The sequence below is a fragment of the Cecembia calidifontis genome, from assembly GCF_004216715.1.
Taxonomy (GTDB): Bacteria; Bacteroidota; Bacteroidia; order Cytophagales; family Cyclobacteriaceae; genus Cecembia_A; species Cecembia_A calidifontis.
Genome location: NZ_SGXG01000001.1, coordinates 841,282 through 865,718, shown reverse-complemented (window position 1 = coordinate 865,718; position 24,437 = coordinate 841,282). Strand labels below are relative to the sequence as shown.

The window sequence follows — 24,437 nt, the reverse complement described above, 5'->3', positions numbered from 1 at the left end:
ACTCATCACCTTGGACGAAATTTGATTTGGATCATTTTTGCAATTCCTTGAACTTGAAGGTTTTCATGCTCTGAAATCGTAGCCTTAACTTATGCAGATATTTTGAGATAAAAAAGTGGTATTCCATACCATGTGGATAACTCTAAATTTTTCAATAATAGCCTTGAAATGAAAAAGGAAGTGACATCTAAAATCCCACTTCCTTGTTTACATTATTTGCCTTTCTTAAAAAAATTGGAATTAAACTTTTGAGCCATCATGGCCCCTTATTGGACCAACTTAAAGTAGTCCTTCTATTTTCTTGATGCTGTGCATTGGAACATGCCTGTGAATTGCAATCGTTGATTGGACGGGTTTTTCCAAAATAGGCATATTCGATCCTGTCGGCTGAGATGCCTTTGCTTTTTAAATAATCCACAACCGCAGTAGCTCTTCTTTGGGAAAGATGTTCATTATAGATTTCATTTCCTCTTTGGTCAGTATGGCCTTCGACTGTAATTTTTAAATTGAGATCACTCTTCATCTGATCTACTACTTTATCCAACTCTTTTTGGTGCACTTGCCTGATCGTGCTCTTATCAAAATCAAAATAAATGGTAGGAAGATCTTTGGACTTATCCGCTGCGTTGATATCTGAAGCTGTAGAAGAAAGAACTAGATCGCATGGATCACTTATTCCCTTTGGCAACTCATATTGCTTTTGCTGCTCAGGGTACGCCGAAAGGATCAACTCACTTCTTCTGTTCATTTGGTGATTTGCCTCAGGGCATGGAACTCCATCTCCACAATCATTCACCAATTTCTCCTCTCCGAACCACTCCGTACTGATGCGATCGGCACTCAAACCATGACCGGTTAAATAATCTTTAACTGAACCGGCTCTCCTTTCACTGAGTTTTTCATTGTATGCATTGCTTCCCCTTGAATCGGTATGTGAATTGACATAAAGGACGGTATGTGGATTGTCCTTCATCAATGCCGCTATCTTTTTAAGGGTTTGTTTTTCACTTTCTTTTATGTAGGATTTATCAAAATCATAGTAAATATTATCTGAAAATATTTTGGTGTTGTACGGAATCTGAGCCAGTTTGAAAGTCATCACCAGGGTATCACCCTCAAATCCAACCGTACTGAAAGACTTTGGTTCCAAGCCAAAATATCCATTTTTTGAAATTTGCAGGCGGTAATCAGATTCAGGATCCAGGCTTGCATGTAAAATACCTTTTTTAGAAAGTTCAGTTTCAAGAGAGTTTCCTGAGTTATCCACAATGTGAGAATCATATTCTTTAATGGATTCACCGTTACAATCTTCTACCATAACTTTCAACACTTTGTTTAATTCCCTAACGACGTATATATCATCGAGTCCGAGACCATCTTTTCTATCAGAAGTAAAATATCTTTTACCATCTTCCGCAACTACCAAAAAGAAATCATCCCGGTTACTGTTATAGGGAATTCCCATGTTTCGTAAGTTATTCACATTGCCATTGCTGAATTCAGCTACAAAAATGTCCATACCTCCAAAACCCACATGTCCTCTTGATGAGAAATAAAGCTGATTGTCATGGATAAAAGGATGGCTTTCGCTGTGCGGCGTATTGATAATTGGACCAAGATTTACCGGCTTTGAAAAATTAAAATTATCATCAAATTCCGAGTAATAGAGGTCAAAACCTCCATAGCCACCGGGCATGTCAGAAGCAAAATAAAGCCTTTTAGAAGACTTATCCACAAAAGGATTCATCACTCCATAAGACAAATGCTCATTGTATGTAAATGCTTTGCTATTCGTGATGTTTCCTGAATCATCAATTTTACCAAAATAAATACCGGCGTGGTTGACTATATCCTTTCTTCCTCTCACTTTGGTCTTTGCTACAAAAGCGGTACAAAACACCAGGTCCTTTTCAGGATAATAATGAGGATCGCTGATATGAAATACATTTTGTAAATCGGAGTTTACCACAGTAATCTCACCTTTTGGATTTTTACTATAAATCTTGTAAAACTCACGCTCGTTATAGTTGCTCTTCTCTTTACTAAAAATGTTGTTTTTCGCATCTAACCTTAACGTTGGTATGGATTGCTCATTGCCTACTGCACCCCTATCGCTTGTGAATAAAATATTGCCGTTTTTTCCAAACGAAATTCCTAATTCAGATGCGTCGGAATTAATTTCTTCAACAGAAAGCAGTTTTAAGTTTGATGATTTTTTCGAAAGTTTTCTTACTTCGTCAAGATTCAATTCAGGGAAATCAGCAGATGCATATCCGCCTTTTTCCAAAAGTTCATCTATTTCTTCCCAGTTGTGAATCTTTACCGCTGCAACTAAATAATCCCGATAATCCTGCTTGGTAGATTCAGGATGGTCCAGTATTCTTGTCCTCCATTCATAAGCTTCATCATAAGAACCAAATTTTTCTAAGGTATTGGCTATTTTGACGGCTGTTTCATATTTGGCTTTCTTGTCATAAGCCTTTTTGTAAGCATTTGAGGCTTTATAATAATTTTCCAAATCAAATTGCGTGTCTGCATATCTTAATAGGGCAATCTGCGCTTGGGAGTTAAGCTGAAAAAACAACATAAAAAAAATTGAAAAGGCGATAAGGGTTAACGCCTTTCTGATGGAATGAAAAATCAATGATTTCAAAAATCTGAATTTGATCATAATCATTATTTTAACAGCCTAATTCTTTGTGGTTTTCAACAATCTATTTGGTATATCATCAATAAAAGCACAAACCAGTTTTAACATCTGTGATGTAGTGTCTGACTAAATTTTCCAAAAATGTGGATAACTTTATGTTTGGTGATTAAGTTTTTTGTCTATTTAGGGTTTTCCAATCAAGAAAAACAGTTACGATATCTTGCATTGGATCAATTACCCATCGCTTTTGTCAAGCAGCTTTTTACAAAATATTATACACAAAATTGGTGATATTTTGATAATCCCAAAATTTATTTGATAAAAAATTAGCAAAAACAAAACAAAAATCCATGAGATATGTTTTTTTGCTAATGAGATGCAAAAAAATAGTGGCACAAAACTTTTTGGAAATTCTCTATTTTACTGTAAACCCTGCTGATTATATATTTTTCAGGATTTCAGAAAGCGAAATACGTCAAGAATTTTTCTCATTAATAGAAAATGATGGTTTTATTCCTATAAGCCAAGACCTTTCTTTCCAAATGGTATTTAATGGCTTTTGACAAAACTACTTTTTCCACATCCTGTCCGATTTGAACCAAATCTGCGGGGGTATTGTGGTGTCTGACCCGTGCCACCTCCTGTTCGATGATAGGACCGGCATCCAATTCCTCGGTGACATAATGGGCCGTGGCCCCAATGATTTTCACCCCTCGCTCATAAGCGGCATGGTAAGGTTTGGCCCCTACGAATGCGGGTAAAAATGAATGGTGAATGTTGATAACTTGATTTGGATAATGATTGATAAAATCACTGGACAGGATCTGCATGTACCTTGCCAACACAATAAAATCAATATTATTTTGCTCTAATAAAGCGATTTGTTGTTTTTCTGCGTCTTTTTTGTTGGACTTATCCACAGGTATATGAAAGAAGGGAACATGAAAGGCAGTTACTACTTCTTTTAAATCAAGGTGGTTGGAAATGACCAATGGGATATCCACATCAAATTGTCCGGAATAAACGCGGCTCAAAATATCAAACAAGCAATGTGAAAGTTTGGATACAAAGATGGCCATTCTCGGTTTTGGAAAATTGAAATACAGATCGAATTTCATCCTGAATTTGCCTGCCACTTCTTTTTCAAAGGTTGGACCTATTGCATCTTTTTCAAGTCCAAAACTTTCCAGTTCCCATGCCGCCCTCATAAAGAACATGCCGATCTCTTCGTCTACATGTTGGTCCACCTCTAAAATATTGCCCTGATATTTGTACAAAAAATCTGACACATGGGCTACAATGCCTTTTTGGTCCGGGCATTGGACAATCAAAATTGCTTTTTTCATAAGTAAATAGGTTCACTGTTAAAAATAATCCAAAAAAAATTGGGTTTTCAAGGTTGTTAAGCCCTTTATCAATCAAATTAGGAAAGTAAAGCCTCAATATCCTCCTTGCTAAGGCTCTTCATGAAGCTTTCTTCCGTACTGATCAATTCACCTGCCAATGCCATTTTCCTTTCCTGTAAAGCCATGATTTTTTCCTCTACCGTATTGTGGGTGATGAATTTATAAATCATAACCTTGTTTTCCTGTCCGATACGGTGTGCCCTGTCTATGGCCTGTGCTTCGACCGCAGGATTCCACCAAGGATCTAAGAGAAACACATATTCTGCTTTGGTCAGGTTAAGCCCCACTCCTCCTGCTTTGAGGGAAATCAAGAAGATTTTTATTTTCTCGTTTTCCTGAAAGGCCTTAACCTGAGCCTGACGGTCTTTGGTAGCCCCATCCAGGTAGGCATAAGGGATATTTTCACCGTCCAGGTATTCCCTGACAATGGCTAGGTGTCTGACAAATTGGCTAAAAACTAGCACCTTATGTCCTTCACTTGCTGTAGCCTCCAACATGTGGATAACATCCTCAAGTTTACCTGAATCCCCTTTATAATGTTTATCCACAAGCTTGGGATGATTGGCTATCTGCCTCAACTGGGTCAGACCTCTCAATAAGGTAAACTGCTGGTTTCTAAGGCCTGGAAGTGTCATTTCGCTGACAATTTTTTCCCGGTAGTAACTTTTGACCTCTTCATAGGCTTTTTCCTGTTCTGGGGTCATGGTTGCATATTTGACATTGATTACCTTTTCAGGCAGATCGGTAGCCACCTGACTTTTCAGTCTACGCATGATGAAAGGCTTGATCATGGCATGGAGCTTGGCAGCCTTGTCCATGTCATTTTTCTTTTCAATAGGCTGTAAAAACTGCTTTTTGAACATGCCCTGTGTTCCGAGCAGTCCCTTGTTGATAAAATTCATCTGGGACCAGAGGTCCATGGTTCCGTTTTCCACAGGAGTGCCTGTCAGGATCAATTTTTGCCTGCAATTGAGCTCATTGACTGCTTTGGAAATAATACTTCCCGGGTTTTTGATGGCCTGGGATTCATCCAAAATGATATAATTGAAGTAGAACTCTTTTAAGATATCCACATCCATCCTGGCGATGCCATAAGAAGTCAGGACCAGGTCGTATTTGGCAAATCTGCTGCTGTCCTTTATCCTTTGGGTTCCTGTGTAGGTCAAAATTCTTAAACCTGGGGTAAATTTTCTTGCTTCCAACTCCCAATTGTAAATCAGTGAGGTAGGCATGACCAGCAAGGAAGTCGATTCCGGATGTGCTTCTTTTTCATGGGCCAAAAGTGCAAGGGTCTGAACGGTTTTTCCCAGACCCATGTCATCTGCCAGACAGCCACCAAAACGGTATTCATTCAGGAATCTCAGCCAATTGTAACCCGCTTTTTGATAGGGGCGCAGTTCACCTTTGAAAGTCAGCGGTAAATCATAATCCTCTATTTGGCTGAAATCCCTCAACTTTTGCAGTTTCCTGCTCAGTGTCAATTGGAGCAAATTACCCTCTTGAAGTTCCTGGGCAAGTGCAATATGATGCTTTTTTAGGACAAGGCCGGATGATTTTTCATCCTCCTGCTCTTCCAAAAAGGCAAACATTTCGGAATAATTGACAAACCAGGAATTGGGAATCACTGCAATCTCTCCATTAGGTAATTCCAATTCAGTTTTGCCCTGAAGCAGTAGTTTCCTAAGTTTTTGAAAAGGAATTTCATAAGAACCAAATTTGATAATGGCATGTACATCAAACCAGTCAATGTTTTCTTTGACTTCCACTGAAATTCTGGCGTTTCCAAGGAAATATTTTTTCCCTTTCGTTGTGCTTGTTTGGTGGATGGCTATTCCTTGGGCCTCCAATTTATCCCTGTACGTATTGATCCATCCAAAGGCCATGGATTTATACAGCGAATACCTGCCGGATTTGACAGGAAGGTTGAGGTCTTTGAGGAATTCCCCATAGGATTTTTCCTTTTCAGGATTTCTGATGACTTTATGGAAAATATAATGGTCTCCGATTTTTTCCAGCTCCACATTAGTATCCTTTCGGTCTTCCGATCGGAATGTGTAAGGTCCATATTGGAATTGGAGATCAAAAACAATCTTTTCCTCCTCCGCCTCTTCTAAAGCATGGCCAAAAAGGTCAGTTTTTGGCGCAGAGGGAAGGTCGCTAAGGTAAAGAATGGCTTGTGGTTCGCTTTTTTCCACTTTGATATCGAAACCCACTGCATGGACATCAAAAGAAGTTACCAATTGAGTGACGAATTTCCTGAAATACTGTTCTTCTACCTTTTTGGGGATTTCAATGAATTTTTTGTTCAGAAAAGGCAGTAATTTTTTACCATCTACCCCTTTCTTAAAACTGTAAAGCTTATAGTCAGCCACCAACCAAGCGGGTTCATAGCAGACCAGATAGGCATTTTTGTACTGCCATTCCAGTTTTTCACCTTCGTATTTGACGGTAGGGAAATAATGGGTATTGTCCTCATTTCTCCTGAAATGAAATAGCACTGATGCTTTTTGAGGCATGATTTCTATTTCCCTCCAGATGGGATTTCCATCATTGCCCATTTCAAAAAGTCTTTTTCCGCGGAGGTTTTCCAAAATTTTTGCTCTCAAGCCTTCCAATTTGATTTCTATCAATTCTTGAATGGCTTTATTTTCCATTTTCGGCTCATATATTTTTCTGAGAAACTCCTTTGGCTTTAATTTTTTATGGTTAAACCTTTTAACTACTGCATCTTGCTGCATTTCATCCATCCACTTGATGAGCTTATAATCTGTTTCATCCAGACCAGACCCAAACTCTGGAGCATTGATGGAGGAAATATTCTGATGGGCAAAGGATAATCTTCCTTTTTCATCAAGCTGGACAACAAAGGATTCAAACAAGAGCCCAAGGAACTCATGGCTGAACAAAGAGTAAACAAGCTGAAAAGGCTGCTCTGCTGAAACTTTCATGGTGCTGCAAATCAATCACCAACAAAAATCAATCGGTGACTCAAGTTTAGAAATCAAATTAGTTCGAAAATTACTCAAAAAAATCCTCAATAAAAAAGGCAGAGAGAGGGAAAAAGGCTTTTCCTGCCATTATTAATTCATTTTTAAAGGCCTTTTGGTCAATAAAAGATCACCCAGCCATCCAGTTCATATTGATTTTTAAATCGCTCCATGGGGATGGCCACCATGGGTTTGTTCAACCTGCTTTTCTTTACCAGAAGTACTGCAGATTCAGGGCATTCTTCTATTAACCATTCAGGTTTGTCCTTGAGGTTGATCAGGTTTTTTTTCCATTCTTCGTTTTTTTCGAACTGTGTTTCCCTGTTCAAGTCATCCGAACCATCGTACAAAGAGATGATGTTTTTGTCTGACAAAAATGAAATGGAAGGCATCCTACTGTCATATATAAGGATATTTTCTTTTTCCGGCAGATTCGTTTCAATAAAACTGACGATATTCCTTGCATCATTTACCATGCCTGCATTGTTGATAAATACATAAGTCGATGCGGCCGTGATGCCCATGATAAATATGTAGGCGTTGAAAACCGTTTTGTCCTTCACCCTCATGGGGAAAAACCTGACCGATAAAATCACGGCTGAGGTAACTACCAGGACAAAATAAAACTTATAATTCAGAACGAGTTTGGGCTCAATGAAAGAGCTGATGCTTAACCCGATTAGGATGAGCATCTGAAATATGAACAATGCTTTATCCCACTTTTTCTGGGTTTTTTTATTCATTTTAAGCCAGATGGCCGTCGCTGCTAGTGCGATTCCCGGGTAAATCGGCAAGACATACAGAACCAATTTGGATTGACTAAGGGAGAAAAATACAATGGGGACTATAACCCAGGCCATTAAGCTGAGCAACTTTTTGTTATTTTCCACCCATGCTGACCTCACTTGGGACAAAATCACCAAAAACCAAGGAAAAGCGGTGGCAATGATAATGGGAATGTAGAACCAGAAGGGCTGACTCCTTTTGAAAGTATCAGAAGCAAAACGCTCTACGGTATGTTTGAATAGAAAGTAATCCAGGAACTGTCTGTCTTCCAGAAAAAGCATGACAAACCAGCTGAATCCTATCACGAGAAAGATAAAAACACCCAAAACATGTGTGGATAACTTTCCAAAGGAAACTTTAAGAAAGGATTTTTGGGCGACCATCAGCACTACCGGGACAATCAAAACCACAGGTCCCTTGGTCAAAAAACCCAGACCCAATAACAAATAATATAGCAGCAAGTCCTTATGTTGATAACTTTTTAAATACCTGAACCAGAACAACAAAGCCGCTAAGATAAAAGTAGCCAAATAGCCATCCGTCGTCAGACCCCTTCCGGCAATAATGACCGTGGGAAGGGAAGCATAGACCAATGCCGCATAAAAAGCGCCATTTTCTTCATTAAATATCAGTTTCCAGATCCTGAAGACCAGCCAAATCTGCAGTAATATGGCTAACTGCAAGAAAAACCTGGCTGACCAGGAAGAGACGCCAAAGATTTTATAAGAAAGTGCTGTGATCCAATAGGTAATGGGTGGTTTGTGGTAATGGTAAATTCCCATTAATTGAGGATGGAGATAATCTCCGGTTTCCAACATCTCTTTGGGAATCTGGGCATACCTGGCTTCGCTGCTTTCGGTAACCCCCCATTCGCCAAGGTTGAAAAAGAGTACCATAGCGGTGAAAATCAGCAAAGCCTGAAGTCTATAAGGCTTAAATTTTTGAAAAAGAGAAATGGATCTTTTCACGTTGTGATGGAAATTGAGATGGAGATTCCTGAAATATACAACCAGTCCAAAGGATTGTCCAATGAAAAGAACAGCATCTTTTCGGAAAATAGCATAAACAGCAATAATCACCGCCCCTACAATACTGATGTACCAAAATGAAGCGGGGAAAACCGATTCTTTGATTTTTTCCGAATGAATCCACTGAACAACAAATCTGGAGGTGAATATAATCTGACCCAAAGTGCCCCAGGTCAATAGCATGCTTTCTATTTCTGGGTTTTCAAGAAGTTTGCCCCAGTTGTATTCAAGACCAAAAACGAGGAAAATCACCATGCATAAGGGTAAAAAATAAGCAAAATAGCGGATAGCGGAGGGTAGTTTTTCCCATTCCCCCTTTAACTGCAAATTGCGGATATAAATCAGATAACCCACTACCTGTCCTCCCACAATCACAATGTCATTTCTGAAAAAGCCATAGAGGATGAGGAGGAAGGAAGCCATGAGGCTGAGCTGCCAGAATATGGCAGGGGAAACCACCCGGTTGGCTTTTTCTGATTGTAGCAGCTGGACGATGAACCTTGCAGCAAACAGCCCTTGGGCGATCAGGCCCATTCCGATAAGCAAAAAACTATCCATTGACTAAAGGTTTATGGACGATGGCTGTTTGATAGGGAACATTCCTTTTTTTGAGGCGGTAAACCAGCAAAGTGTCTAAAAAAGGCTGTACCATGCGGTTAAATGCATTGAATTTGGATTGGCCTTCCACTCTGGGATAATGCGTAATAGGAATGATTTTTAATTTGCCACCATAAATCTGGGTCAGTGCCGGGAAAAAACGGTGGAAACCATTGAAGAAAGGAAGTCTAATCGCAAAATCCCTTTGGAAAATCTTTAAGGGACAACCCGTATCCTTTATACCGTCATTAAGGAAACTGTTCCTTACCCAATTGGCAAAACCTGATGAAAACTTTTTGCCCAGACCATCTTTTCTGCCCTGCCTCTCACCCGCTACCAATTGGTAATCGGCTATGAAAGGTTCAAATTTCAAAAAATCCATTGGCGATGTCTGCAGGTCAGCATCAATATAAGCAACCCAATCCGTCTGGGCTTGGTCAAAACCAGCCTTTATGGCCGCGCTAAGCCCAAAATTTCTCGTAAATGAAATAAAGCCAAAATGAGGGTTTTCCTTGCAGACTTCCTGTATCCGCTCCAAAGAACTGTCTGAAGATCCATCATTGACAAAGAGGACATAAACCTTGCAAGTGGATTGCTCAATATATTCCTCCAAGGCCCTTTGGACCCTAAAAATGTTTCCCTCTTCATTGAACACGGGAACAATTACCGTGATGGACTTCATACAATAAGTTTCATTTCGTTGGGTTGCCTTTTTTGGTACCTGGATGAAGAGGAATGAATCCTGTACTAACAAACCTAAATCCCAATTCTTTCTTCAAATTGAACCGGAAGATAAAATAGTACCAAATCAAGCTGTAAATTTAGGAATAAATACCAATCAAAAAATTTAAGTAACAAACCTGAGCAATATGAAGGGATTTTTAAAACAACCCTATCCCTATGAAATACCATCTTTTAGAAAAAGCTTACAACACGGTTTCTTTATCGGATCCTTTATTTTTGTGTTTCTTCTGGTATTTCAACCTTTTGGTTTGGATGTCATCCCTTCCCCCTATAAGGCCTGGTGGATAGCAGGTTATGGATTGATTACATTTGCTTCCATAGTTGTTTTTCAGCAGGGGGCTCAAAAGCTCTTCCCCAATTTTTTTCAAGAGAAGTCCTGGACCACAGGAAGGGAAATTGTGGAAAACTTATCCATTCTTTTGTTGATTGGTCTTGGCAATTATTTCTACACCATTTTTCTTGGAGGTGCGGATTGGTCCATCAAAGGATTCCTGTTTTTGTTAGGGGCAACCCTGAGTGTGGGCGTTTTTCCAATAATTGGGCTGGTGTTCTTGAACTATACGAAAAAATTAAAAGAAAACCTGAAGGTTGCCCAGCAAATGGAAAGATCGCTTTCCACCAAGCATGAGGAAATTTACGAAATGGATAGATGGATCATTATTCCTTCCCAATATGGACAGGAAGGCCTTCAAATTCCCCTTGATGATCTATTGTGGATCAGTGCTGCGGACAATTATGTGGAAGTTTGTTTCCAACAAAAAGGACAGCTCAGGAAAACCCTGGTTAGGAATAATCTCGGGGCCTTGGAAAAAGACTTATCCACAATAGGTGTGCTGCGGACCCACCGCTCTTATATGGCCAATTTGAACCAGGTATCCCATATTGAAGGAAATGCCCAGGGATATCAGCTGATTTTTGAGGAGACTCAAGAGAAAGTCCCCGTATCCAGAAAATACGCGCCACAAATTAAGGATTGGCTGGAAAGTTAGCTTGTCATTTACCCCTAAATCTTGTCCAAAAACCCTATTTCAAGCAGGGCATCAGGGATTATGCTATGTTTGAAATAAAAAAACCATGGAAAAATTTTTGCACACCTTATTAGTTATCCACATTGCTGCTGGAAGTATAGCTTTGCTTGCGGGAATCGCTGCAATAGTTTTCAAAAAAGGCATGAAGGGCCATAACCTAAGTGGTAAGATCTATTATTGGTCCATGTTAATCATTGGTATTACTGCTTTTGGTATTGCCATTCCAAAGGGAAATATGTTTCTCCTCATGATCGGTGGATTTAGTACATATATGACTTTGACAGGATACCGGTTTTTGAAGTTAAGGCGGAATCAGGGCATTAAGTTTGGGTTTTGGGATTATACCTTCATTGTGATAGGATTTATTACCTTGATTATTCCTACCATTTATTTCACACAGATTGGATGGCATAATATTGGGGGATTTGGAGTCGTATTTGCTGTTTTTGGCTTGATGTTAACAGGAATGCTACTTGGGGATTTGAGAATTGGAAAAAAGTTATCCACATATCCTAGGGCTTGGTTTTTGAATATGCATATCAGCAGGATGATGGGGGCGTTTATAGCAACCTGCACTGCCTTTCTGGTACAAAACTGGCAGACAGACCCTGTTTTCGTTGCCTGGCTTTTGCCTACCGTTGTTTTCACTCCTGTTATCATTTATTATCAAAGGAAGTTTGAAGTCAGCAATGCTCATCTGAAGCCGAAAACCATGATCAGTAAGTAATGAATGGGGATACTATTGAGTTAAAAATACCTCAAGATGTTGCTGCTTCGTGCAGTGCTTACATTCTAAGCTTATCTTTGAATCCCTCTGAAATTAATAATTACCTTAAATCCGCAGGGCGGATTTAAAAAAAGCCGAAAAAGTGGCTGAATTTATTCAATTCAGGCTTTTCCGGCTCGTTTTTTTTCACTTATTTAGATGATACCACTCAAACTAGATAAGCGGTATGAAAATTACGAATTCGACAGAAAAAATCACACCTTTCGGAGGTTTTAATTTTGTTTTTAACTCTTTCAAAAATTCTGGTCTCCCAGAACTCATTGATAATCAATTGGGGGTTAGAGCCTTAAGGGGAGGGTTTTCATACAGTGACATTTTCGCCAATCATATGGCTATTTTCTTTAATGGTGGCGACTGTACTGAAGATATCAATGTTCACTTGAGAGACGCACTTGAACAGGTCCCTTCATTTTCAGTATGCAGTGCCGATACAATTCTGAGAGGTATCAAAGAGCTTGCTGTTGATACAGAACTCTTTATAAATCCGTCCAGTGGAGTAAGCCATGAATTTAATATCAATGGAAAACTCAACAGCTTGTTGTTAAAATCAGCTTGTAAGACCGGATTACTCAAGTCAGGTGTTGCTTACGACCTCGATTATGACAACACCGTCATTCCAACTGAAAAGTACGATTCAAAAAAGACATATAAACACGTCTATGGATATCAGCCAGGTGTAGCTTCCATAGCACATCCTGAATTTTCACAGGCCATTCCTGTGTACGTAGAGGGCAGAAATGGCAACAGTCAGGCCAAATATTTGCAGGCTGATACACTTACACGCATGTTTGGGCAGCTTACCAATGAAAATATCCGTATCGGAAGGTTCAGAGCCGATTCAGCATCCTATCAGGAAGAAGTTCTCCGCACACTGGAAGCACATACCGAAAGCTTTTATATACGGGCAAACAGATGTGCCAAACTGGATAATATCCTTGGAAGTATAGCCCCTGAGAAGTGGCAGAAAATACGTTTGGGTGTACAGGAAATGGAAGTTACTGACCTATCCGACTACAAACCTTTCGGTAAAGACAGGTCTTACAGGCTGGTCATTACCAGAATCAGGCGTAAAGACGGGCAGGCAGATGTGTTTAGTGGAGATGCATTTACTTACAGGGCTATTCTGACCAATGAACATACATCGTCCAATGAAGCTGTTGTAAGGTTTTATAACGCCCGGGGTGCAAGCGAACGCTTGTTTGATGTACTCAACAATGACTTTGGCTGGTCTAAGTTGCCCTGTTCGTTCCTTGCAGAGAATACCTCCTTTATGCTTATGACGGCTATGTATGCCAATTTTTACACCTATATCATTGGAGAGTATTCCAGAAAAGTTGATTGGCTTAAGCCTACCGACAGGCTCAAGAAGTTTATCTTCAGATTTATCACTGTTTCAGCCAAGTGGATAAGAACGGGAAGAAGAGAAGTGCTCAAACTGTTCACGAGTAAGGATTACAAGCCGATTTTGAACTAAATTCAGATAAAAACCCCTCAGGAGCTCAAAAAATAAAGATTTACAGGGAAGAGGTATGCCTTTTCCATTAAAATTGAGGAAAAAAACCGTCCATTTTATCCTCAAACCTAAAATCCATTGTCTCAAAACTATGAACACTCTTCAATCAAAGGGAAGAAATTCCCGAACTAGACCAAAAATGAACACAAACAAGCAGATTCAAATCTCCAAACTAAAATCCTGCGGATTTTAGGAATTACTTATTCAATATCGGACTTAATAAAAATACACTTTGAATTGACTGAAATAAGTCAGATTTTGCTTATCTGCAAATTCCAAACAGATGAGCAATTCTTCACTCAGCAGACAACTTGGTCTGATGGGCCTTATCGCAACTGGTGTGTGTTCCATGTTGGGAGCATCTATCAATGTGGTGCCCTTTATGATTCAAAGGCATGTACCTGGCATAGGTCCTTATGTCCTCCATGCATTTATTTTTGCTGCCATTCCGGCCATTCTGGCTGCAGTAGCCTACAGCATGTTGGCCACCGCCATGCCCCGGGCAGGCGGAAGTTACATTTATGCCAGTAGGGGGCTTAATCCCTATTTAGGTTTTGTGGCCAGTTTTTCCCAATGGTTTGGGCTTTCCATCGTAATAGGTGTAGTGGCTTATGTAACCATTCCCTTTTTGAGGGATATTGCCCTGGCTTTGCAATGGGAAGAAATGGCCAGTGCCTTAAACACCGGTTTAATCCGGGTAGCTTTGGCCTTGATATTGGTCTGGGTTTTTGTTTGGGTAAATATCCGTGGTGCCAAATCCTATGAAAAAACGGTTATCCCTTTGATGGTGCTGATGTTTTTGATGGGTGGAGTGGTCATCATTGCCGGATTTATTTTTTCTTCCACAGATTTTATACAAAGTGTTTTTGAAAAAACAGGCCAACAAATCAGTGATGCAGGAAAGCAACCGTTCCATCTCCCCACTTTTTTATCGGCAGCAGCCTTGTTATTTGCCAGTTTTATCGGTTTTGATAGCATAGCGCAGGCAGGTGGAGAGGCGAAGGAACCTACCAAAAAACTTCCATTGGCCATTGGATTGACCATTTTGATTGTGGGAGGCTATTACATGCTGTTCACTGCCGCTGTATATCATACTGTGCCCTGGTCTTTTGTAGCCGAACAAGCCATGCAGGGAGATATCACCGCTCCAGGTTTATTGTCCTACCTTTTACCATCCTGGCTCACCGTCATCATAGTAGGTGGGGCAGCAATTGCCCTGGTCAATGACCTTCCTGCCATGTTATTGTCTGTTTCCCGACTGATGTTTGCCTGGGCAGAGGACGGTATATTTCCCCATGGGATCACCAAAATCCACCCAAGATTCCAAACGCCTTATCTGGCCATTATCCTGAGCGGCTTGATGGCGAGTGTCGGCATCTTGGGCAGCCATTTTGCGGGAAATTTCTTTTTGGGCATTGATATTATGGTCACTTCCATGATGGTTAATTTCCTGCTGATGTGCCTTACTTTACTGTTTATTGAAAAAGTAAACCCCAAATTGGCTGAAGATATTACCATATTTAAAAGCAAGGCGAAGAGGCGCTTTATCGGATTTACCGGCACCTTGGTGCTGCTGTTTTTCCTGTTTATCCACACCTTGAAAGACCTTCAAAGTCAGACAGAAGCCTGGTATTTTCACTCTACACCCATTTGGTTGATTGTGATGGCTTTGGCTTCCCTGATTTTCTATGTTAAATTCAGCAGCATGAAAAAAAATGGAGTAGATACAAAAAAACTTTTCCAACAACTTCCTTGAAAATGAAAGCAATACAATATACTGAACTGGCTCCTGGACTAAGAATTTCTAAAGTACTTACAGGATTATGGCAAATTGCCGATATGGAAAGGGATGGTCAGTTGCTGGATCCGCACAGGACTGCCGAAGCCATGTTGCCTTATGTACAAGCTGGACTCAGTACCTTTGATATGGCAGACCATTATGGTTCGGCAGAGGTCATTGCCGGCACTTTTCAAAAGAAATATGGACTGCAGTATCCCTGCCAAATGCTAACCAAATGGGTGCCCAAACCGGGTAAATGCACTAAGGAGGAAGTCAGGGCAGCGGTACAGCATGCACTTGACCGCCTTCAGACAGCCAAAATCGATCTGTTGCAGTTTCATTGCTGGAATTACCTGGATCCCGTTTGGCTGGACCAATTGTTCTGGTTACAAGAATTGAAAGAAGAAGGGCTGATCGGGTACTTGGGCCTGACCAATTTTGATGCCGCCCATTTGCGCATGGTCTGTGCTACGGGAATTCCCGTTGTTTCCAATCAGGTTTGCCATTCATTGATAGATGGCAGGGCAGCCGGTGAGATGGCGGAGGTCTGTAGGGAGTTTGGGGTCAAAATTCTTGCTTTTGGAACTTTGGCGGGCGGATTCCTTTCGGATAAATGGCTTGGAAGGGAGGAACCCAGCATTGATAATGGCGCGACCTGGTCTCAGATGAAGTATATGCGGTTTATTGATGCAGCAGGAGGTTGGGACAGATTTCAGTCCTTGCTTCAGGATGTGGAAAAAGTTGCCAGGAAACATGGTGTATCCATAGCCAATGTGGCGACAAAATATATCATGGACCAGGATTTTGTAGGAGGTGTCATCATTGGTGCCAGATTAGGTCAAAGCGCCCATATTGAAGAGACTTTACAACTGTTTTCTTTTGAACTGGATGAGGAAGACAGGAAAGTTATCCACATTGCCGCTCAGGCACTTGATCCTATTCCCGGAGATTGCGGGGATGAATACCGTAAACCCCCATTTTTGACTGCTTCAGGTGACCTAAGCCATCATTTGGATGCCATGCCCAAACCTTACGAAATGGTACATGGACCGGGCGGCACAGTAAAAGTATTCAGTGGAACCCCTTGGGAAGGTATGGCTGGTTACTGCAGGGCGGTGAGAAAAGGAAACCGGATTTCGGTTTCAGGGACTACGGCCACGCATGGGGATAAAATGATTGGTGGTAAAGATCCTGCTGCCCAAGCTACTTTTGTGCTTGATAAGATTGAAGGCGCAATCGTGTCTTTGGGAGGAAAATTGGAGGATGTAATCCAAACCAGAATTTTTGTCAATGATGTGGATAGCTGGGAACCCGTGGCAAAGGCGCACGGAAAGCGCTTTGTAGGAATTCAGCCTGCCAACACACTAGTAGAAGCCAAGCTTGTAGGAGAAGGCTATCTGGTTGAGATAGAAGCGGAGGCGGAGTTATGAGGTCAAAGCGGATAAATCTTGAAAACAGTCTCAGGACAAATTGTAATAAGATCCATCGATTAAATCATTAATTAAGCACTTATCCAAGACATCATGAACAATAAAATCACCATTTTCTTTATCTTTTTCGCACTGTCCATCCAAAACTTCAGTGCTAAAGCTCAGGAAGACAAAAAAGACATTCCCGAAGCGCTTGTATTCGAAACCCATCATGAAGGAACCTTCCATGGAGTAAAACTCCGGTATAAGGCCATTGCCGGGGAGATACATTTGAAGAATGCCGAAGGAGAGCCCGTAGCCGCATTATGGTCCACTTCATATATCAAGGAAGACCCTAATCCATCCAAAAGACCCGTTACCTTTATTTTTAACGGGGGACCTGGATCAGCTTCGGTTTGGTTGCATATGGGCGTGTTTGGACCTAAAGTGGTCAATGTAGATTCTGATGCCAAAAAAGATGATGGGGCTGCGCCATTTGAAGTTATCCACAATGATTTGGCCCTATTGGATATCACTGACCTTGTTTTTATTGATCCTGTTGGAACAGGTTATTCAAAGGTTATAGGTAAAGGAAAAAATGAAGACTTCTGGGGTCTGACCGAAGATGCCAGATCCATAGCCCAATTTATGAGAATGTGGATAACCCAGCATCAACGCTGGCAGTCCCCCAAATATATTGCTGGAGAGAGTTTTGGTACTACAAGGGCTGCTGCGGTGACCGCTGCGCTTGAAGGTGGGGGACAGGCCATGGCTTTGAATGGGTTGATTTTGATTTCACAGGCTTTGGATTATCAGGGCAGTACTTCCGTACATGATAATATCGCCTCTTATTTTACCTATTTCCCCACTATGGCTGCCACAGCCTGGTATCATGGTAAGGCAGGACAGGGAAAAAAATTAGAGGATTTTGTACAGGAAGCCAGGGAATTTGCTTATCAGGTTTATTTGCCTGCACTGTATCAAGGTAATCAATTATCCACAGAGAATAAAAAAGTTTTGTCAAGCAGGATTGCTTATTTTCTTGGTCTTGATCCCGAGTATGTACTCAGGTCAGATAATAGGATCCTTACTTCACGTTTCAAGAAAGAACTTTTGAGAAAGGAAGGAAAAACGATTGGAACACTGGATGGAAGGTACCTGGGTGAAGAAGGCGATCAGACTGCAGACCGTCCCACGCTGGGGGATCCGTCCAGTTATGGTATTGATGCTGCTTATACGGCGGCATTGAATGATTATTTTGCCAGGACATTAAAAGTACAGATGGACCGGCCCTACCTGACATCCAATGGAAGTATCGGTTCTAAATGGAACTGGAGGCCAGTACCGGAAGGGGCCTATTGGGAGCCATCTTATGTGAATGTGGCAAGGAGCTTGGGAGAGTCCATGAGGAGGAATAAGGACCTCAAAGTGCTGGTGGCCAATGGTTATTATGACCTGATCACCCCTTTTTTGGATGCCGAATATACTTTTGCCCGGCATGATATTCCTATGGAAAGGGTGAAAATGACCTATTATGAAGGAGGACATATGATGTACAACCACAGGCCTGATTTTGAGAAGTTGGTCAGGGATATCAGGGAGTTTATGGGAAGGTAATGGAAAGTTAGAGCTTGGGTTTTTGGGACACAAAATAAAATAGCCACAAAGGCGCTAAGGCACGAAGATTTATTGTGGATAACTTTGAGGCCCTAGCGAAATCCCTTGCGTTCTCTGCGGTTAAAAACAAAGGGTTCACGCAAAGACGCGAAGAAAGTTCTGAACTCTTTTGTTTTCTTTTGTTCCTTTTCCCGATTTTTGGGACAAGTAGTCGTTCATTATTAATTGCCACAAAGGCGCTAAGGCACGAAGATTTATTGTGGATAACTTTGAGGCTTTGGCGAAAACCCTTGCGTTCTTTATGAAAAAAAATAGGAATAATCGCCTAAATCCCAATTAATCAGTCTTCAGGCAGACATCTTGCAAATTGCGGATTAAAAAACCGCAGTATCGATTCCCGAAATTGCAAATTTCTAGTAGCCTTCGCTTCGTTGGCGAAAAGCCTTGCGCTCCGTTCGGATGACAAATGGTTCAAGCAAGAAGATCCTCATTCTTCCTTGGCTAAAACCGAACACCATTTTCTCCTATTGTGGTCCCTGAAATTAGCCAAAAAGGCTGGACTTGTCATTTTTTCAACATAGGAAACAATTTCCTGATTTCGGCTTCAGATGGCTGGGTGCCATATTCGCAGATTTCAAAAAGTTCAACATGTTTTGCCTGAGTGGCTTTTTCTGGGCCATACCACTTTGACAAGCTGGCTTTGGCCGCTTCAGTTACCTGTCCAAATCTTTTGGATTTCAACCAATTGATTCTTTCCTCTTTACCCTTTGGAACTTCCTCTTCATACCTTCCGATCCAGGGAAGCCATTCGTAAAACTGGGATTCATGGGCATCCATGGCATATATTTTTTGATCAAAAACAGCACTGATATCTACAGCGATATCCGCACGGAAAGGATAAGGTTTTTGGAAATTGTCCTGGAAATAAAGGAAGACCGGGTTTTTATCCAAGGCTTTGGTGTCAGGAGCAATATTGGGTACGCCGACCATGTAAGCGGCATCCTGTACCAAAATAGCAGTATAGCGGTGATCAGGATGATAATCATTGGGACGATGGGAAATGACAACATCAGCATTCCATTCCCTGATTTTTCTTATGATTTCCAATCTTATGGGCAAAGTAGCCAGCAATTCACCATCATGATGGTCCAAAACTTCATATTGAATACCCAATCTTCTTCCTGCTTCTTTGGCTTCAGCAGTCCTCCGCTTGGCTAACATGCCGCCGCCCTGTTCCATATGGCCCGCATCCCCATTGGTCACTGATATGAATTTAACCTGATGGCCCATTTCAGCAAAAAGGGCAGCTGTTCCCCCTCCTTTGATATCACAGTCATCCGGATGGGCTCCGATCATGATGATTTTTAAGGGTTGATTTTGTGAAAATGCAAATGATATTGTCCCCAGAAGGAAAAGAAGAGCGAGTGTATAATGTGCTTTCATACTGGAATAAGGAAGGTCTGATTGGATGGTTTTTCAATTTAACAAAAATACTTGGTGGATAATTGCCCTTTCCTGTAAATCAAGCGCTTAAAAAAAAAGCGACAGGTTTTCCCGCCGCTTTGGATTTGGATTTATCCACATTACATCTTTGCAGAGTAATTGGGAGCTTCTCTTGTAATACTTACATCGTGCGGATGGGATTCTTTAACACCTGCCGCGGTAATTTTAACAAATTTTCCATCGCGTTGTAAGTCTTCTATGGTTTTGGTGCCGCAGTAACCCATACCGGCCTGAAGTCCACCTACCAATTGGTAAAGTACTTCTGATACTAAGCCCTTGTATGCTACCCTTCCTACAATTCCTTCCGGAACCAATTTCTTGATATTGTCTTCTGCATCCTGGAAGTATCTGTCTTTGGAACCTGATTCCATGGCTTCCAAAGAGCCCATTCCTCGGTAGGTTTTGAACTTTCTACCTTCATAGATGATCACCTCTCCTGGAGCTTCTTCCGTTCCTGCCAAAAGCGACCCAATCATAATAGAGCTGGCACCTGCTGCAATGGCTTTGACCAAATCACCGGAGTAACGGATACCACCATCGGCAATTACCGGAACCCCCGAGCCCTTTAATGCTTCTGCGCATTCAAAGACAGCCGACAATTGGGGTACACCTACCCCTGCAATTACCCGTGTGGTACAGATACTTCCAGGTCCTACACCTACTTTCACGGCATCTGCACCGGCTTCTTTCAAAGCAATGGCCGCTTCTGCAGTGGCTATATTACCTACGATCACATCCAGATCAGGGAAAACTGCCTTGATTTTGCGACAGGTATCGATTACACCTTTGGAATGACCATGGGCCGTATCAATGGACACTACATCCACGCCAGCATTTTTGAGGGCCTCAACCCTATCCACGATATCGGCAGTAACTCCCACCGCTGCACCCACTCTTAACCTGCCATATTCATCTTTGCAGGCATGTGGCTTGTCTTTTCTTTTCAGGATATCCTTGTAGGTGATGAGTCCCGTGAGTTTGTAATCTTCATCTACAATAGGGAGTTTCTCGATTTTGTATTCCTGCAAGATTTCTTCCGCTTGCTCCAGAGAAACCCCGGCCTTTGCGGTGATCAAGCCCTCAACGGTCATGATGTCTTTGATCATTACGTTGGGGTCTTTGATAAATCTCAGGTCCCTATTGGTAATTATTCCTTTAAGTACCCTGTCCCCATCCACCACAGGTATACCCCCGATATGGAATTCCCTCATGATAGCTTCTGCATCTTTAACCCTGGCATTGATGTCCAGAGTAATCGGGTCAAGAATCATACCTGCCTGAGATCGCTTCACTTTTCTCACCTGAGCAGCCTGCTTCTCGATGGACATGTTTTTGTGGATAAAACCCACCCCGCCTTCAAGGGCAATAGCAATGGCCAAATCGGCTTCCGTTACGGTATCCATAGCAGCGGATACCAAAGGAATGTTAAGCCTGATGTTTTTGGTGAGTTGGGTGGAGGTATTGGTGTCGCGCGGAAGTACTTCTGAGTACCCAGGGACGAGAAGCACGTCGTCGTAGGTGAGTGCTTCGAAGAGGAATTTATCAGTATTTTTGTTCATGGCAAATAATGGTTAGGTTACCCTATTTGCCCGTCAAAGATACAAACATTTTCGCTTGGCAATCAAACCCATTTCGAAATAATTTAAAGTTTTCGGGATTTTTTTTTGCCAACAGCAAATTTTATTTGGGTTACCTTGTCAAAAAATCACCACCCAAAGCGTATTCGTAGCAAGAAAAGTAAAGAGCAGTGTTAAAACCAGCATTTTCCTTGGCAAAGAACCAGGCAAAAAGAAGGATTGGCTGTAAGGCATGTAAACCCAAAAAATGAAAAATACGAAGATCAATATAGCCTTTGGCCCAGTTCAAAAAGAAAATACCCTCTTGGCCATCATCAGGATTATGGTCCATTGGATTTTTTTGACTTTTGCTTTTTGAGAAATTTAAGCTAAAAACCAGGCCATGGTCCAAGAAAAGAGCCCAATGGATAATGCAAACTTCATGGGCTTGTGCCAGAGATTGGCTCCCAAAAGCATTCTGGAATCCAAAAAGGAGACGATCAACAAGTTGAAAATATAACAACGTTGAATAGGCCAAATCTTGATAAAGCCTTATTTCTTTGAAATATTTCCCCAATCAGGTTCATCAATGATAAGGACTTTGGTTCAGCTGCTTGGTTTTGATGGCTCTAACGATGAAATAGATCAAGAGACCAACCGGGCCCATCATAAAGGTAAAGAGCAAGCAGGGAAGAACTGCCCATCTGCTCAGGTCTTTTTCCCAGGCATCTTTACTTATCCACATGCCTACAAAAAGGTCAAAAGCCAAATAGTGGATCCAACCTGCCAAAAGCGCTTCATCAGATTGAAAAGCAGCCCTGACTTTCTCCAAGCTATCAAAGTTGAAATCCTCTGGGCTCCCAAAGCCTTGAAAGAGGTAAAACAAATAGGTAAGTGCCAGGACTATCAAGGTACCTGAGAAAAGGGTTTGATAAATCCATTTTCTGGGATAGAAAATAAACAAGGCAATCCAGGAAAAAATGGCCAAAAGGCTGGCCATACCAAATACGGCTTCAAGGGTGGTCATGGTGTTGGTGTTTTTGTGTTAGTTGAAATTTACACAAAAATCTCACTAATCAACTGCTTTTTGGCAGGGAATCTTTTCCGGATTGTTGGCTTTTTTAGACTTTATGATTCTTTTCTTTTGAGCTTAGCAATGTAAAACCCATCAAAACCGCTTTCCTGAGCCAATACTTTCCGGTCTTCCAGCAGTTCAAATGCTTTTCCCTTATCTGAAGCAAGGAATTTTTCTACCTGAAGCTGATTTTCAGAAGGCAGAATGCTACAAGTGGCATATACCATAAGTCCGCCGGGCTTTACCATGGAAGAATAGTTTTGTAAAATTTCCTGCTGAATGCCCTGCACTTTTTGGATGGATTCCGGACTGAGTTTCCATTTGGTGTCCGGATTTCTTTTGAGCACCCCTAATCCTGAACAGGGTACATCCAATAAGACCCGGTCAGCGGATTCACGGAGCCTTTTGATGGTTTTGCTGTCCTCAATAACCCTTGGTTCAATGATGCTGACACCGTTTCTTCTGGCCCTTAATTTAGTATTCTGGAGTTTCCAGCCTTCAACATCCATGGAGATGATACGTCCCTTGTTTTTCATCAGTGCAGCAAGATGCAGGGATTTTCCACCAGCGCCGGCGCAGGCATCGATCACCCGCATGCCCGGTTCCACTTCAAGGGCTGCAGCTACCAATTGGGAGGAGGCGTCCTGAACTTCAAATAGTCCTTCTTTAAAGGCCGGATGCTTGAAAATATTCTGTCTTTTGGCAAGGACCAGCGCATCCTTGTACCCTTTGGGTGCATATGTCTCAATGCCATCCTCAGCCAATCTTTTCATTAGCCCTTCCCTGCTGATTTTGAGGGTATTTACCCTGAGTACTACTGCAGCCTGTTGGTTGAGCGTATCGATTTCTTTGTCCCATTTTTCCCCTAGGAGTTCGGATCCCATTTGGTCCAACCAATCAGGAATGGACTGCTTTATAGCTCTTTTATCTTTTATCTCTTCGTATTTCTCTTTGATTTTTTTAGGGTCAAGACCTTGGAATTCCTTCCAATCCGGGAGGGCGTTTCCCTGCAGTAACCAATAAGTGCCAAATAAATGGTAAAGGTCTTTACTTGGGCTCACTTCATTGATCAGCCGCCACCAGCGAACCATTTCATAAACCGATTCTGCCACAAATCCTCTGTCTCTTGCACCCCATTTGGGGTTGGACTTCAGGACTTTTTCTATGACTTTGTCCGCATATCGGTTATGGTTAAAGATTTCATCAATGGCCTGGACCACTCCTTTGACTGTATTGGGAAATAATTTCATGCTGCAAAGATAGGCAATCCTCAGCAGCAAAGGACGGGTTTCATTGCCATCTTATGGAAAGCTTTTTTAATTTTGGGCATGGGACAGAAAAAATGCCCTCATTGTGGGGAATGGTCCAATTGGACTACGGATATCAAGGATAAATGTGAGCATTGTGGAAAACCGCTTGGTGGAAGGGATTTGGAATATCATGAAATCCGGGAAAGGGACAGCAAGGCCAATAAAGAGCAATGGATTTTTGATATCAAAGAAACTGATGGGCCCGTAATGGTCTTTTTGAAAAGGGCAGGTAACCTTTTTTACACGATTTACATGGCGATTCTTACCTTTTTAGCCTGGTTGATAGCAGTCTTGCCGGGATAATGTCTGTTCTCAAAAACCCATACTTTGTTGTGGCCTGCCTCTTGTTTTGGGTCAATCAATACCTGGAAAAAGTACAGGGAATTTACCTTCCTTTTATTCATGCCTATCTGGATGACCTCTTGGCCATGCCTGTAGTTCTCGGTATTACTTTGCAGGTATTCCAATGGATACATCCCAAGAAGACAAAATTCAGGTTTACCCCTGTTCAGGTAATAGTTGGATGGCTGTATTTTTCATTCCTGTTTGAATTTTTATTGCCCAAATGGTCCGATATTTATGTGGCTGACCCTATTGATGTGCTGATGTACGGATTGGGTTGCCTGTTGTTCTACCGTTTGATTAACCGTTAAGATGCATA

17 protein-coding genes are annotated in these 24,437 nt (G+C 41.5%); 8 read left to right on the top strand and 9 right to left on the bottom strand.

Annotation, left to right across the window (positions count from 1 at the left end):
- Nucleotides 1–256 precede the first annotated feature (256 nt).
- From BC751_RS03695 to BC751_RS03675, 5 genes are all read right to left on the bottom strand, one after another.
- Nucleotides 257–2,671: an OmpA family protein gene (locus BC751_RS03695; RefSeq protein ID WP_207226831.1), complete on the bottom strand. Its 2,415-nt coding sequence runs from the start codon at nucleotides 2,669–2,671 to the stop codon at nucleotides 257–259.
- Between the two features lie 470 nt (nucleotides 2,672–3,141).
- Complete coding sequence (gene purU, locus BC751_RS03690; protein ID WP_130274383.1) at nucleotides 3,142–3,996, bottom strand: formyltetrahydrofolate deformylase; 855 nt, start codon at nucleotides 3,994–3,996, stop codon at nucleotides 3,142–3,144.
- A gap of 77 nt (nucleotides 3,997–4,073) precedes the next feature.
- Complete coding sequence (locus BC751_RS03685) at nucleotides 4,074–7,004, bottom strand: DEAD/DEAH box helicase (RefSeq protein WP_130274382.1); 2,931 nt, start codon at nucleotides 7,002–7,004, stop codon at nucleotides 4,074–4,076.
- Nucleotides 7,005–7,162: 158 nt separating this feature from the next.
- On the bottom strand, nucleotides 7,163–9,415 hold the full coding sequence (locus BC751_RS03680; protein WP_130274381.1) for a lipid-A-disaccharide synthase N-terminal domain-containing protein: 2,253 nt from the start codon (nucleotides 9,413–9,415) through the stop codon (nucleotides 7,163–7,165).
- The gene (locus tag BC751_RS03675) at nucleotides 9,408–10,136 is read right to left on the bottom strand and encodes a glycosyltransferase family 2 protein (RefSeq protein ID WP_130274380.1); all 729 of its coding nucleotides are present in this window, start codon (nucleotides 10,134–10,136) and stop codon (nucleotides 9,408–9,410) included. The genes BC751_RS03680 and BC751_RS03675 overlap by 8 nt, the downstream gene beginning before the upstream one ends.
- Nucleotides 10,137–10,323: 187 nt before the next feature.
- Between BC751_RS03675 and BC751_RS03670 the strand changes: the two genes are divergently transcribed.
- From BC751_RS03670 to BC751_RS03645, 6 genes are all read left to right on the top strand, one after another.
- Complete coding sequence (locus tag BC751_RS03670; RefSeq protein ID WP_130274379.1) at nucleotides 10,324–11,187, top strand: LytTR family DNA-binding domain-containing protein; 864 nt, start codon at nucleotides 10,324–10,326, stop codon at nucleotides 11,185–11,187.
- 85 nt (nucleotides 11,188–11,272) lie between these two features.
- Nucleotides 11,273–11,953 carry a DUF2306 domain-containing protein gene (locus tag BC751_RS03665; RefSeq protein WP_130274378.1) on the top strand — a complete coding sequence of 227 codons (681 nt, stop codon included), beginning with the start codon at nucleotides 11,273–11,275 and terminating at the stop codon, nucleotides 11,951–11,953.
- Nucleotides 11,954–12,179: 226 nt separating this feature from the next.
- Entirely contained in the window at nucleotides 12,180–13,487 is a 1,308-nt protein-coding gene (locus tag BC751_RS03660; RefSeq protein ID WP_130273823.1) for an IS1380 family transposase, read from the top strand.
- 322 nt (nucleotides 13,488–13,809) lie between these two features.
- Nucleotides 13,810–15,282: an APC family permease gene (locus BC751_RS03655; RefSeq protein WP_130274377.1), complete on the top strand. Its 1,473-nt coding sequence runs from the start codon at nucleotides 13,810–13,812 to the stop codon at nucleotides 15,280–15,282.
- Between the two features lie 2 nt (nucleotides 15,283–15,284).
- Nucleotides 15,285–16,736, top strand: coding sequence for an aldo/keto reductase (locus BC751_RS03650; RefSeq protein WP_130274376.1), 1,452 nt, complete (start codon nucleotides 15,285–15,287; stop codon nucleotides 16,734–16,736).
- Between the two features lie 93 nt (nucleotides 16,737–16,829).
- Nucleotides 16,830–18,332, top strand: a complete 1,503-nt coding sequence (locus tag BC751_RS03645; RefSeq protein ID WP_130274375.1) for a S10 family peptidase — start codon at nucleotides 16,830–16,832, stop codon at nucleotides 18,330–18,332.
- 564 nt (nucleotides 18,333–18,896) lie between these two features.
- Here the strand turns inward: BC751_RS03645 and BC751_RS03640 are convergent.
- From BC751_RS03640 to BC751_RS03625, 4 genes are all read right to left on the bottom strand, one after another.
- Nucleotides 18,897–19,775 carry a PIG-L deacetylase family protein gene (locus tag BC751_RS03640; RefSeq protein WP_130274374.1) on the bottom strand — a complete coding sequence of 293 codons (879 nt, stop codon included), beginning with the start codon at nucleotides 19,773–19,775 and terminating at the stop codon, nucleotides 18,897–18,899.
- 140 nt (nucleotides 19,776–19,915) lie between these two features.
- Nucleotides 19,916–21,394 (bottom strand): IMP dehydrogenase, encoded by a 1,479-nt coding sequence (guaB, locus tag BC751_RS03635; RefSeq protein ID WP_130274373.1) that lies wholly within the window; start codon nucleotides 21,392–21,394, stop codon nucleotides 19,916–19,918.
- A gap of 583 nt (nucleotides 21,395–21,977) precedes the next feature.
- Entirely contained in the window at nucleotides 21,978–22,418 is a 441-nt protein-coding gene (locus BC751_RS03630) for an ABA4-like family protein (RefSeq protein WP_130274372.1), read from the bottom strand.
- 101 nt (nucleotides 22,419–22,519) lie between these two features.
- Nucleotides 22,520–23,716, bottom strand: a complete 1,197-nt coding sequence (locus BC751_RS03625; RefSeq protein WP_130274371.1) for an RsmB/NOP family class I SAM-dependent RNA methyltransferase — start codon at nucleotides 23,714–23,716, stop codon at nucleotides 22,520–22,522.
- Nucleotides 23,717–23,794: 78 nt separating this feature from the next.
- Between BC751_RS03625 and BC751_RS03620 the strand changes: the two genes are divergently transcribed.
- Nucleotides 23,795–24,079 (top strand): hypothetical protein, encoded by a 285-nt coding sequence (locus BC751_RS03620; protein ID WP_130274370.1) that lies wholly within the window; start codon nucleotides 23,795–23,797, stop codon nucleotides 24,077–24,079.
- Nucleotides 24,079–24,429, top strand: a complete 351-nt coding sequence (locus tag BC751_RS03615) for a magnesium citrate secondary transporter (RefSeq protein WP_130274369.1) — start codon at nucleotides 24,079–24,081, stop codon at nucleotides 24,427–24,429. The genes BC751_RS03620 and BC751_RS03615 overlap by 1 nt, the downstream gene beginning before the upstream one ends.
- Nucleotides 24,430–24,437: the final 8 nt, after the last annotated feature.